The organism is Streptomyces sp. NPDC057253 (assembly GCF_042669125.1).
Lineage (GTDB): Bacteria > Actinomycetota > Actinomycetes > Streptomycetales > Streptomycetaceae > Streptomyces.
In genome coordinates, this window is record NZ_JBHUXV010000002.1 from 48,754 (window position 1) to 61,528 (window position 12,775).

The window sequence follows — 12,775 nt, forward strand, 5'->3', positions numbered from 1 at the left end:
CCACCAGGAGCCGCCATGACCCCCGCCCCCTCCAGACGCGGTGTCCTCGCGCTGACCGCCGCGCTCGCCGCCCTGCCCGCCTTCAAGGCGACCGCGGCACCGCAGAGACCCGCCGCCGCACCCGTCCTCGGCACCGACACCCGCCACCGGCTGTGGTGGCAGGCCCCCGCCGACGAGCACTCGATGATCGAGCAGGGCCTGCCCGTCGGCAACGGCCGCCTCGGTGCCCTTGCCGGCAACGACCCCGGCCGCGAACTCCTCCTCGTCACCGACGCCACGATGTGGACCGGCGGCCTCAACGACACCCTCGACGCCGACGGCCAGTTCCCCTACGGCCGCCAGGACTTCGGCTCCTTCACCCTGCTGGCCCGGCTCACCGTCGACCTCCCCGACCACGACCTGTCCACCGTCTCCGGCTACCGCCGCACCCTCGACCTCGACCGGGGCGTCAACGGCACGTCGTACGTCCGCTCGGGCGTGACCTACCGACGGGAGATCTTCGCCAGCCACCCCGACGACGTCATCGTCCTGCACTTCACCCAGAGCGGGGGAGGCCACTACACCGGCACGATCACGCTGGAGGGCACGCACGGCGAACAGCCCGCGGTCTCCTTCGGGGCCACCCTGCCCAACGGACTGAGATACGGCGCCGCGATCACCGCGTACGGCAGTGGCGGCCGCGTCCGGGTCAACGGCCCGGACATCACCTTCGCCGGGTGCAGGGACCTGACCGTGGTGCTGAGCGGCGGCACCGACTACGCACCCGACGCGGCAGCCGGGTTCCGGGACCCGTCCCTCGACCCCGAGCAACTCGCCCGCACCAAGGTCCGGGCAGCCGCCCGCCACTCGGCGGCCACCCTGCTCGCCACCCACACGGCGGACCACCACGCCCTGTACGGGCAGCTGGGCGTCTCTCTCGGCACCTCCACCGCCGATCAGCGCGCCCTGGACACCTGGGAGCGGCTGCGGGCCCGGGCCCGGGACGGGGTGCCCGATCCCGAACTGGAGTCCCAGTACCTCCAGTTCGGCCGCTACCTGATGATCGCGGGCTCACGCGGCAGTCTCCCCCTCAACCTCCAGGGGCTGTGGCTCGACGGCAACGACCCCGACTGGATGGGCGACTACCACACCGACATCAACATCCAGATGAACTACTGGGCGGCCGACCGGGCCGGTCTGTCGCAGTGCTTCGACGCCCTCACGGACTACTGCCTCGCCCAACTCCCGTCCTGGACCGACCTCACCCGCAGGCTCTTCAACGACCCCCGCAACCGCTACCGCAACTCCACCGGGAAGAACGCCGGCTGGACGGTCGCCATCTCCACCAACCCCTTCGGCGGAGGCGGCTGGTGGTGGCACCCGGCGGGCAACGCCTGGCTGTGCAACTCCCTCTTCGAGCACTACGAGTTCACCGCCTCGCGGACCCATCTGGAGCGCATCTACCCGCTGCTGAAAGGCGCCTGCGAGTTCTGGGAGGCACGCCTGCTGACCATGACCCTCCCCGGCACCTCACGCGAGGTCCTGGTCGCCGACAGCGACTGGTCGCCCGAGCACGGCCCCCTCGACGCCAAGGGCATCACCTACGCCCAGGAACTCGTCTGGACCCTGTTCGGCAACTACTGCACGGCCGCCGCCGAGTTGAGGAAGGACCCGGCGTTCGCCGCCACCGTCGCCGGCCTCCGCAAGCGCCTGCACCTCCCCGAGGTCAGCCCCACCACCGGCTGGCTGGAGGAGTGGATGTCCCCGGACAACCTGGGCGAGACCACCCACCGCCACCTGTCCCCGCTCATCGGACTCTTCCCGGGCGACCGCATCCGCCCCGACGGCTCCACCCCGGCCGACCTCGTCGAGGGCGCCACGGCCCTGCTCACCGCCCGCGGCATGGAGAGCTTCGGCTGGGCCAACGCCTGGCGTGCGCTGTGCTGGGCCCGCCTGAAGGACGCGGACAAGGCCTACCAGTTGCTGGCCACCAACCTCCGCCCCTCCAGCGGCGGCAGCAACGGCACCGCCTTCAACCTCTTCGACATCTACGAGGTGGAAAAGGGTCGCGGAATCTTTCAGATCGACGCGAATCTGGGTACCCCCGCAGCGATGACCGAGATGCTGCTGTACTCCCGACCCGGCCACCTGGAACTTCTGCCCGCCCTGCCCGACGCCTGGGCCGCCGCCGGCTCCCTCACGGGAGCGAACGCCCGCGGCGGCTTCGTCGTCGACCTGCGCTGGCGGGACGGCACCCCGACCGAAGCACGGATCCGCAGCGTCGGCGGCCGCACCACGACCGTCGCCCACGCGGGAAGCACCCGCACGGTGACGCTGAAGCCGGGTGCCGCCATCACGCTGAAGGACTTCGGCCGATGAGGCACCTGACCACCCGAGGCGCCCGCCTGATCGCCGTCACGGTCGCGGCCGCAGCCCTCCAGGCCACCCCCGCACCCGCCGCCGTCGGCCCGCCCGACGGGGTGATCACCTGGGGCTCCAGTGCCTACCGCATCGGCGAGTCGACCGCCGACCGCGGCTACCGCATGGTCGTGCACACCAGCGTCGGCGGCCGCGATCCGCGCATCCGGCTCTCCAACGCCTTCGGGGACCGCCCGGTGACCTTCGACAGCGTCTACGCGGGCCTCCAGCTCAAGGGCCCCGACCTGGTACGCGGCAGCAACCGTCAACTCACCTTCGACGGCTCCTCCTCGACGATCGTGGAACCCGGCGCCACCGTGTACAGCGACCCGCTGCCAGGCCGGCTGGCCGCCGGATCGAACCTGGTCGTCAGCCTCCACACCCCCGACGCGGCGGGCCCGGTCACCGGCCACTGGATGGCCCTGCAGACGTCGTACGCCACCCAGGGCGACCACACCGCCGAGGAGAGCGGTGCCCACTGGACCGAGAGCATCGGGTCGTGGTTCTACCTCGACGCGGTCTCGGTGCGCACACCCGCCGCCACCGGTGCCGTGGTCGCGCTCGGCGACTCCATCACCGACGGCTGGCAGTCCACCAGCGACCAGAACCGCCGCTGGCCCGACTACCTCGCCCGCCGCCTCCAGAAGACGCACACCACCGTCAAGGGCGTGGCCGACGAAGGGATATCCGGCAACAAGGTGCTGGCCGACGGCGCCGGGCCCAGCGCCCTGGACCGCCTGGACCGGGACGTGCTGTCCCAGCCGGGCGTCCGCACCGTGTTCCTCTTCGAGGGCGTCAACGACCTCAAGGCCCACACCGGCGTCACCGCCCAGGACCTGATCGACGCCTACCGCCGGATCGTCGACCGGGCCCACGACGCGGGCAAGTGCGTGGTCGTCTCCACCATCGCCCCCTTCAAGGGCTGGTCGGAGTGGGACCCGCCCGCCGAGGCTGTACGTCAGGAGGTCAACGACCACATCAGAGAGCACAGCGAGGAGTTCGACGCGGTCGCCGACTTCGACCGCATCCTGCGCAGCCCCTACGACCCCGAGCGGATGCTGCCGTTCCTCGACGGCGGGGACCACATCCACCCCAACGACAAGGGGATGCAGGCGATGGCGGACGCCGTCGACCTGAACTCCCTGGAATGCACGCGCGGTTAGTCGCGGGCCGTCGTCTCCGGGGTGATCAGCCGCTCCCGGTAGGCGACGGCCACGGCCTCGGTGCGGCTCGCCGCGCCCAGCTTGGCGAGGATGTTGGAGACATGCACGCTGGCCGTCTTGCCGGTGATGAACAGCTCCTCGCCGATCTGCCGGTTGCTGCGTCCCCGGGCGAGCAGCCGCAGCACGTCCTGCTCACGGGCCGTGAGCAGTGAGGTGCCGGTGGCCGGGGCCTCGGCGAGACGGCCACGCCGGATCAGCTCGTCCACCTGCTCAAGGAGCACCTTGGCGCCCAGGCCCGCCAACACCTCGCGAGCGGCCCGCGCCTCGGCCGCGGCCTCCTCACGCCGGTCGGCCCCGAGCAGCGCCTCGGCGTACCGCAGCCGACAGCGCGCCGGCTCGTACACGTCACCGAAGTCGAACGCGGCGACCGCCTTCGCCCACGCCTGCGGGTCCGGTCCCGACACGGCCCGAGTCCACTCCGCCTCGGCCCGGGCCAGCCAGGCCTGTCCCTCGGGGCCCTGAGGTATGCCGCTCTCGCCCTGTACGGCGCTGGTCCGAGCCAGCTCCAGCAGCTCGGTCGCCGTTCGCGCCCAGCTTTCCGCCCCCTTTTCGTCCCCGTGCAGACGCAGGTCGACGGCCCGGTCGGCGACCGCGGACAGGGCGAGAGTGGCGAGGCGCACGGTGACGTGGGGAGGCGTGCCCGTGTCGTCGGTCAGGGCCGCGACGGTGGACCGCATCCGCCGCACGGCCTCCTCCGGCTCCCCGCGCAACGCCGCCGCGTCGGTCAGCACCAGGCCCGCGACGAGCGTGGCCATCCAGTCGAACGGCCCCTCCAGCAGCGCCCGGGCCCGGTCGGCGGCCTCGAAGTCACCGCGCGCCAGGGCCACGTACAGCGCGGGCCCCACCGTGTACCCGCCGGCCCCGGGCAGCACCTCGGCGTCGGTGGCCGCCGCCCGCACGCAGTCGTCCCAGCGGCCCAGCGTGTACAGCACCAGCAGGTGCAGATAGCGCATCTCCATCGGATACGGCGACGACAGCAGCCCGGCCCGGCGCGCGCGGTCCAGCCCCTCGGTGACCCAGGGCAGGCACTCGTCGAGGAGCCCGGACTCGAAGCAGCCCACGGCGAGGTTGAACAGCGCGCGCATCTCCACGGGGGCGTTGCCCGAGCTGCGGGCCAGCTCCCGTGCCTGGCGCAGCCGCTCCCGCCCCTCCACCGAGCGCCGGCCGCCGCCCTCCAAGATCGCCAGGGAGACCAGCAGATCGGCCTGGGCGTCGGTCACACCCAACCGCTCCGCGCCGCCGAGCGCCTCACGGGCGACGCGCCGCGCGGTGTCGTTCTCCCCGACGTGACGGGCCGCCAGCGCATGGGTCGCCGCCGCCCACACCCACGTACGGGACGGGGGATCGGCCGGGATCATGGCCAGCGCCTCGCTGCTGTAGGCGAAGGCCGCCGAGAGGTTGTCGACGCTCATCAGGTTCCCGGCGAGGGTGTAGCGCACCCGGGCGGCGAGCTCGGAGTCCGCCTCCTGACCGACACCGGCGAGCGCGGCGCGCGTGAGCGAGACCGCCCGGTGCAGCGCGCCGGTGTGCGCGGCGGCGGCCGAGGCCCGCAGCATCAACCGGACCCGGTCGACCCCCTCGCCCCCGGGCCGCGCGGACGGCTCCACCGCCGACCACAGATCCAGGGCCGCCTCCAGGTGCCGTAGCTCCTCGGCGGGTGCCCCCACCCGCTGGGCATGGTCCGCGGCCTCCAGCGAAGCGGCGAGCGCGGGCGCCAGATCATGGCTCTCCCGGTAGTGATGGGCCCGCTCCGCCGCGCTCTCGGCCCGCGGCCCCCGCCCCTCCAGCAGCCGGGCGAACGCCCCGTGCAGTCGGGCCCGCTCACCCGGCAGCAGATCGGCGTACACGGCCTCCCGGGCCAGGGCGTGCCGGAACGCGTACGTGTCCCCCTCGCCCGGCACCAGCAGCTGCCGCCCGATGGCCTCCCGCAGCGCCCCCTCCAACTCCTCCTCGGGCAGCCCCACCGCGTCCCGCAGCAGGTCGTGCTCGACGCGCCGCCCGGCCACGGCGGCGCTGCGCAGCACCTGCTGAGCGGTGTCCGAGAGCTGCTCGAACCGGATCAGCAGCACGTCCGCCAGCCCGCTGGGCACCCCGCCGTCCCCGCTCCCGGTCGCGGCGAGCAGCTCCTCGGCGTAGAAGGCGTTGCCCTCGGCCCGCTCGACGATCCGCCGCACGGTGGCATCCGGCAGGGGTCCTTCCCGCAGGGCCCGCACCAGCCGGGCCACCTCGGCGTCCGGCATGGGCCGCAGCTCCAGCCGCTCCACGGCGGGCAGCCGCACCAGCTCGGCGAGCAGCGGCCGCAGCGGATGCCGCCGGTGCAGATCGTCGGCACGGTAGGAGGCCAGCACCGCCAGCCGATGGGTGCGCGCCCCGCCCGCCGACCGCTGAAGGACGCCCCGGCTGAGCAGGAACCGCAGCAGATCGCGCGACGACTGATCGGCCCAGTGCAGATCCTCCAGGACCAGGAGCAGGGGAGTGATGTCCGCGAGATCGGCGAGCAGCCCGGCGATCCCCTCGAACAGCCGCAACCGGTCGCCGGCCTCATCGGCGGGGCCGCCTCCCATGAGCCGCTCCACCACGGGATACGCGGCGAGCACCGGCGCGAACCGCTCGTCCTGCGCGACCGCCCCCAACACCTCGGTGAACGCCAGATAGGGCAACCCGACGTCCCCGAGATCGACACAGTGCCCGGTCAGCACGGTCATTCCGGCCGCGGCGGCCCGCCCCGCAACCTCGTTCAGCAACCGCGTCTTACCGACCCCGGCATCCCCGGCGACGAGAACGGCCCGCGCCTCCCCGCCCCGGGCCCGCTCCAGCACGTTGGACAGCCCGGCAAGCTCGTCTTCTCGCCCGACAAGAGGCGTACTGCTGGAGATCTGCGACACGAATACATCCTGGCACTTCACACTGACAGCAGGTCGACCTGCCCAGGGGCGCGGGGAACTGCGCGCTCAGCCACAGACAAACCCGCAGCCGCCGTCAGACAGGCGCCCCGAGCTCATCGGCGCAAGACCCGAGCCCAATCAGCCGGCACCCGCCCCGCAGGGCCCGGCGCCGGCTGGGACTCCGGATGGCTCACCGGCGGAGCCAATTCCGGCCCCGCCTCGAACATCTCACTCGTCTCGAAGTTCCAGAACCACTCCTCACCCGGCTCGAAGCTGCGCGCCAGCGGATGCCCCGACTCCCGGAAGTGCCCGCTGGCATGCTGACCGGGGGAGGAGTCACAGCACCCCACATGCCCGCACTGCGCACACCGCCGCAGATGGAACCACCACCCACCCGCCGCGTCGCACTCCACGCACCCGTCCCCGCTCGGCGGCACGCTCGGGTCGATCCCCTTGATGTCGCTCACTCCGGCTCCTCGGTCGCCTCGTCGTTGTCCACCGCGGTCAGCGGAAGCAGCACCTGGAAACGGGTGTCCCCCGGCGACGACTCCACCTGGAGCGTCCCGTGGTGCTTGTTGACCACGATCCGCCAGGAGATGTCGAGCCCGAGCCCCGTCCCCTCGCCCACCGGCTTGGTGGTGAAGAAGGGATCGAAGATCCGCCCGCGGATGTCCGCCGGCACCCCGGGCCCGGTGTCCCGGAACTCCACCAGCAGCCGGTCGTGCTCCAGCGCGGTCCGGACGGTCAACGTCCCTTCCCCGCTCATGCTGTTGATGGCCTGCACCGCGTTGTCGATCAGGTTCGTCCACACCTGGTTGAGCTCGGCGGGGTAGGCCGGGATCCTCGGCAGGGTCCGGTCGTAGTCCTTGACGACCTTGATCTGCTGCCCGATCTTCCCGGACAGCATCAGCAGGGTGCTGTCGAGCAGTTCGTGCACGTCGGCCACCTGGTAGGGCGCCCGGTCCAGCTGGGAGTACTGCTTGGCCGCGTCGACGAGGTGCGAGATACGGGCCGTGGAGTCGTTGATCTCGTCCATCAACAGCTCGGTCTCGACGGTGTAGTTGAGCCAGCCGATGGCGTTGGGCAGCATCTCCTCGTCGAGGGCGGCCGCGACCTGGTCCAGCCAGTCGGCGTCGAGACCGGCCTGCACGAAGGTCGGCGCGATCCGCCAGCCCTCCTGGATGCCGTGGTCGTCGAGCCAGTCGGTGAGGACGTCCTCCCGGTCGGACGCCTCCAGCGGGCTCAACACGGGTGCCTTGGCGACGCGTTCGGCGGTGCGCTCCTGGATGTCGATGAGGTTCGCCATCACCTCGGGGGAGTAGGAGCCCTGGGCGATGATGCCGAGCTTGTGCCGCATCTTGCCGACCCGCTCGCGCAGTGTCGCCGTGGCCCGTACCGCGGCCGCGGCCGGGTTGTTGAGCTCGTGGGTGAGACCGGCGGACAACGAACCGAGCGCCAGCAGCCGTTCCCGCTGTCCGATGGCCCGCTGGGTGTTCTTCGAACCGAAGAAGAGCCCCTCCAGCAGATGGACCGCCATCGGGAACCATTCCTGCATGAAGTCCGCGAACGTCTCCGCGGGCAGCACGAAGAACCGCGAGGGCTCGGTGACCCGCATGGAGCCGTTGTAGGTCTGCTGCACCCGGTCGCCGAGGTACGCCTGCATGGACCCGGCGTAGACCCCGGGCTGCGAGGTGCGGTTGATCTCCACGTCGTCGCCGCCGACCCGGCGGGAGAGCACCACCGTGCCCTCGATCATGACGTAGAAGCAGGTGGCGGGTTCGCCCTCGGTGTACACCGGTCCGGGTTCGAACCTCTCCACCCGGCCTGCGCTGCACAGCTGCCCGAGCTGCTCGGGGGACAGCTTCTCGAACAGGAACAGCGACCCGATCTCCGCCGGGCTGCACGGCATCAGCTGCCCGCTCACGACTGCTCCAGATACCGGTGGACGAGCATCACGGCCATGGCTCCCTCTCCGACGGCGGACGCGACCCGCTTGGCGGACTCGGCGCGCGCGTCACCCGCGACGAACACGCCCGGAATGTTGGTCTCCAGGTGGTACGGCGGCCGGTCCAGCTCCCAGTCCGCCGGCGGCCGCCCGTCGGGGGTGAGATCGGGTCCGGCCAGGATGAACCCGTGCTCGTCGCGCAGGACCGTGCCGTCCAGCCAGCCGGTCAGCGGGGCCGCGCCGATGAACACGAACATCCACTGGGCGTCGACGAGTTCGCTCTCCCCGGTGCGCGTGTCGCGCAGGGTCAGCTGCTCCAGGTGGTCCGAGCCGTGCGCGGCCTCCACGACGGTGTGCGGGCGGACCGAGATGTTCGGCGCCTCCTCGATCTGCTGGATCAGGTAGTACGACATCGACGCGGTGAGGTCGGCGCCGCGCACCAGCAGCGTCACCGACTTGGCGCCCCGGGACAGGTACATGGCCGCCTGCCCGGCCGAGTTGGCGCCGCCGACGATGTAGATGTCCTGGCCCTGGCAGGAGGCGGCCTCGGTCAGCGCCGAGCCGTAGTACACCCCGCAGCCGGTCAGGTCGGTGCAGCCCGGCGCCTCCAGCTGCCGGTACGACACACCGGTCGCGAGGATCACGCTGTGCGCGGCCACCGCCGACCCGTCCGAGAAGCGCACGGTGCGGGCCGCGCCGTTGATCTCCAGGCCGGCCACCTCCCGGGCGGTGAGGATCTCGGCGCCGAACTTGGCCGCCTGCCGCCGGGCCCGGTCGGTGAGCTGGGCGCCCGACACGCCGTCAGGAAAGCCCAGGTAGTTCTCGATCCGCGAGCTCTGCCCGGCCTGTCCGCCGGTCGCCGACCGCTCCACGAGCACGGTCCGCAGACCCTCCGAGGCCCCGTACACCGCGGCCCCGAGCCCGGCCGGACCGCCGCCGATCACGACGAGGTCGTAGAAGTCCGCGGTCGGAGTCGTCGCGAGCCCCACATGGGCCGCCAGGTCAGGAGCCTCCGGCTTGACCAGAGGAGTGCCGTCCGGGGTGATCACCACCGGCAGCAGCTGCCCGTCCTGCCCCGCGGCCGTCAGCAGCCGCTGCCCCTCGGGCTCGTCGGTGGAGTACCAGCGGTAGGGCACCTGGTTGCGGGCCAGGAACTCCCGCACGTCCGAGGAGCGTGCCGACCAGCGGTGTCCGATCACCTTGGTGGCCGGGACGTGCCGGTAGTCGCTGGACCGCCACGCCTCCAGGAGGTCGTCCAGGACCGGGTAGAGCTTCTCCTCGGGCGGGTCCCAGGGCTTGAGGAGGTAGTGGTCGAGATCGACGACGTTGATCGCGTCGATCGCCGCGTTGGTGTCCGCGTACGCCGTGAGCAGCACGCGGCGGGCCCCCGGATACACGTCCAGGGCCTGTTCGAGGAACTCGATGCCGTTCATCTGCGGCATGCGGTAGTCGGCCAGGATCACCGCCACGAGGTCGCCGCGCAGCTTCAGCTCCCGCAGCGCCTCCAGCGCGGACTCACCGGACTCCGCGCGCACGATCCGGTACGACTCGCCGTAGCGCCGCCGCAGATCGCGGGCGACGGCTCGGGAGACCCCCGGGTCGTCGTCCACGGTCAGGATGACGGTCCGCGCCGATTCGGCGGCCTGTGCCATGCGTCTCCCCACGCCGGGCGGTCGGTCGGGGCACAGCGCCCCCCGTGGTCACCGTCCCGGTCCCGCCCATCGTATGTTCGATCCCGCGGCTTCGCGCAGGTATGGCAGACCCTGCCGGGGTCAGCCTCGGCGTTCGCCCAGCACACAGAACTCGTTGCCCTCGGGGTCCACGAGCGTCACCCAGGACTGCTCGCCCTGCCCGATGTCCGTGTGCCGCGCGCCCAGCGCCAGGAAGCGGGCCACCTCGGCCTCGTGGTCGTCGGGCCGGAAGTCGAGATGGAGCCGGTTCTTGACGGTCTTGGCCTCCGGCACCGGCACGAAGAGCAGACCGGGCGTCCGGTCCTTCTCGGGGCGGATCTCGAACTCGTCGGGGGAGTCCTCGACCACCACCCAGCCCAGCGCCTCGGCCCACCAGCGCCCGAGGGCGGCGGGGTCGGCGGAGTCCACGATGACTTGTTCCCATTCCAAGGTCATCTCGGCAGCGTAGTGAAGACTGGTCCGCGACGTCACCGCATTAAAGGGAGGCCACCGCATGACCCGCCCGATCACCGCAGGCATCGACGGAACCGAGGAGAGCCTCGCCGCGCTGGGCTGGGCCGCCCGGGAGGCGGTCCGGCGCGGCGCGGGGCTGCGCGTGGTGCACGCCTGGCGGTTCCAGCCGTACGAGGGGATCGACGCCGGTGACCGGGACACCCAGGCGGGCTGGGCGCGGGAGGCCATGGCCGAGGCCGTCCGGACCGTCACCGGGCGGCACACCGGACTCGAGGTGGACACCGACCTGGTGGAGGGCGGCAGCGTGGACGTGCTGGTCGCCGCGGCGGCCGACTCCGAACTGCTGGTCCTGGGATCCCGCGGGCACGGGCCGGTGGTCGGCTTCCTGCTGGGCTCGGTCGGTCAGCAGGTGATCGCCGAGGCGACCCGGCCCGTCGTCCTGGTCCGCGCCGGCGACCAGGCCACCGCGGAGGCCGCGGGCCGCGAGATCGTCGTCGGCCAGGAGGGCACCCCGGAGGACAGTGCCGAGGCCCTGCGGTTCGCCTTCGAGGCGGCGGCGGCCCGGGGAGCCGCGGTGCGTGCCGTGCGGGCCTGGACCCTGCCGCCGGTGTTCGCCTACAGCCCCGGCTCGCTCAAGCTGCTCGACGAGGCCGGCGGCCTGGAGCCGTACGAGACGAAGGCCCTGGCCGCAGCGCTCCAGCCGTGGCGGGAGCGTTTCCCGGACGTGCCGGTGGTCGAGCACGTGGAGATGGGCAGCGCGGGCCAGGTGCTGCTGTCGATGACGGCACGGGCGCAGCTGATGGTGGTCGGCCGCCGGGCCCGGCGTACCGCTGTGGGCGCCCGCATCGGCTCGGTGGCGCACGGCGTGCTGCACCACGCGGACTGCCCGGTGGCGGTGGTGCCGCACACCTGAGTCACTCGGCGGTGGCGGGGGTGGGCTGGAGCGTCTCGCGGGCCTTGGGGAGGATGTTGGTGATGTAGTCCTCCACGGCCGTGTCGAGCCCGATGTCGTGCTGGGCCCGCTCGGACAGGTACCAGCGGTGTTCGAGCAGCTCGTGGTAGATCTCGGCCGGGTCCATCGAGCCGCGCATCTCCAGGGGCACGGCCCGCACGGTGGGCCGGAAGACGTCCCGCACCCACCGGTGCGCGAGCACCTCGGGGCGGGCGCCGAGGGGGTCGCCCGGGGCGTAGTCGTCCTGGGTGGCCATCCAGCTCTCCAGGTCGTTCAGCAGCCGCCGGGCCTGGTTCTCCTCGGTGTCCAGGCCCGTCAGGCGCAGCAGTTGGCGCTGGTGGTGACCGGCGTCCACGACCTTCGGCACGAACGTGACCGAGTCGCCGTTCGGGGCGTGCTCGATCTGCATCTCGGCCACGTCGAAGCCGAGGTCGTTGAGCCGTCGGATCCGGCGCTCGATGAAGTGGTACTTGCCCGCCGGGTAGACGGAGCTGCGGGTGAGCTCCTCCCACAGGCTGCCGTAGCGGGAGCAGATCTCCATGCCGAACTCGATCGGGTCCACCGAGGGGTGCAGGGCCCCGGAGGCCTCCAGGTCGAGCAGTTCGCCGCTGATGTTCACGCGGGCGAGTTCGAGGTCGTAGTCCCGCTGCCCGGGGCTCAGCTGCGGATGCAGGTCACCGGTCTCGGCGTCCACCAGGTAGGCGGCGTAGGCGCCCGCGTCGCGCCGGAACAGGGTGTTCGACAGGGAGCAGTCGCCCCAGGCGAATCCGGCCAGGTGCAGCCGGACCAGGAGGACCGCCAGCGCGTCCATCAGGCGGTGCATGGTGGCGGGCCGCATGGTCGTCTCGAACATCGAGCGGTACGGCATCGAGCCGCCCAGGTGCCGGGTGACCAGCACCGACTCCAGCGGGCTCTCCTCGGCGTCGGTGCGCCCGGTGACCACGGCCAGCGGGTCCACGGCCGGGATGCCGAGCCGGTCCAGGTCGCGCAGCAGCTCGTACTCGCGCAGCGCCGGGCGCTCGGCCAGCTCCTTGACGGCGATCACCTCGTCGCCGGCGCGCGCGTAGCGCACCACGTGCCGGGATATACCGCGCGGCAGCGGGACCAGGACCTCCTCCGGCCACTCCTCCAGCGGCAGGTGCCACGGCAGTTCGAGCAGGAGCGCGGGGTGCTCCGGGTTCGTCGCGCTGATCTGCAGAGCCATGGTGCCGTGTCCTTGTCCGCCCGGT

Annotated in this window: 9 protein-coding genes; 3 read left to right on the top strand and 6 right to left on the bottom strand. The window is 72.2% G+C overall.

The window, feature by feature from the left end:
* The first annotated feature begins 15 nt into the window (after positions 1-15).
* Positions 16-2,358, top strand: a complete 2,343-nt coding sequence (locus tag ACFULQ_RS01295; RefSeq protein ID WP_383536419.1) for a glycoside hydrolase N-terminal domain-containing protein — start codon at positions 16-18, stop codon at positions 2,356-2,358.
* Positions 2,355-3,560 carry an SGNH/GDSL hydrolase family protein gene (locus ACFULQ_RS01300; protein WP_383536421.1) on the top strand — a complete coding sequence of 402 codons (1,206 nt, stop codon included), beginning with the start codon at positions 2,355-2,357 and terminating at the stop codon, positions 3,558-3,560. Before ACFULQ_RS01295 ends, ACFULQ_RS01300 begins: the two co-directional genes overlap by 4 nt.
* Here ACFULQ_RS01300 and ACFULQ_RS01305 read toward each other — a convergent pair.
* The 5 genes from ACFULQ_RS01305 to ACFULQ_RS01325 all read right to left on the bottom strand — a co-directional run bounded on the left by ACFULQ_RS01305 (position 3,557) and on the right by ACFULQ_RS01325 (position 10,576).
* The gene (locus ACFULQ_RS01305) at positions 3,557-6,505 is read right to left on the bottom strand and encodes an AAA family ATPase (protein WP_383536423.1); all 2,949 of its coding nucleotides are present in this window, start codon (positions 6,503-6,505) and stop codon (positions 3,557-3,559) included. The two genes, ACFULQ_RS01300 and ACFULQ_RS01305, sit on opposite strands and share 4 nt — an antisense overlap.
* A gap of 113 nt (positions 6,506-6,618) precedes the next feature.
* Positions 6,619-6,972 carry a UBP-type zinc finger domain-containing protein gene (locus tag ACFULQ_RS01310; protein ID WP_383536425.1) on the bottom strand — a complete coding sequence of 118 codons (354 nt, stop codon included), beginning with the start codon at positions 6,970-6,972 and terminating at the stop codon, positions 6,619-6,621.
* Entirely contained in the window at positions 6,969-8,429 is a 1,461-nt protein-coding gene (locus ACFULQ_RS01315) for an ATP-binding protein (RefSeq protein ID WP_383536427.1), read from the bottom strand. The genes ACFULQ_RS01310 and ACFULQ_RS01315 overlap by 4 nt, the downstream gene beginning before the upstream one ends.
* On the bottom strand, positions 8,426-10,102 hold the full coding sequence (locus ACFULQ_RS01320) for an FAD-dependent oxidoreductase (protein ID WP_383536429.1): 1,677 nt from the start codon (positions 10,100-10,102) through the stop codon (positions 8,426-8,428). Before ACFULQ_RS01320 ends, ACFULQ_RS01315 begins: the two co-directional genes overlap by 4 nt.
* 120 nt (positions 10,103-10,222) lie before the next feature.
* Complete coding sequence (locus ACFULQ_RS01325) at positions 10,223-10,576, bottom strand: VOC family protein (protein ID WP_383536431.1); 354 nt, start codon at positions 10,574-10,576, stop codon at positions 10,223-10,225.
* Between the two features lie 58 nt (positions 10,577-10,634).
* Here ACFULQ_RS01325 and ACFULQ_RS01330 point away from each other — a divergent pair, with 58 nt between their 5' ends.
* Positions 10,635-11,507, top strand: coding sequence for a universal stress protein (locus tag ACFULQ_RS01330; protein WP_383536433.1), 873 nt, complete (start codon positions 10,635-10,637; stop codon positions 11,505-11,507).
* A 1-nt stretch (position 11,508) separates the two neighbouring features.
* Here ACFULQ_RS01330 and ACFULQ_RS01335 read toward each other — a convergent pair whose 3' ends face one another.
* Positions 11,509-12,750: a DUF4032 domain-containing protein gene (locus tag ACFULQ_RS01335; RefSeq protein ID WP_383536435.1), complete on the bottom strand. Its 1,242-nt coding sequence runs from the start codon at positions 12,748-12,750 to the stop codon at positions 11,509-11,511.
* Positions 12,751-12,775: the final 25 nt, after the last annotated feature.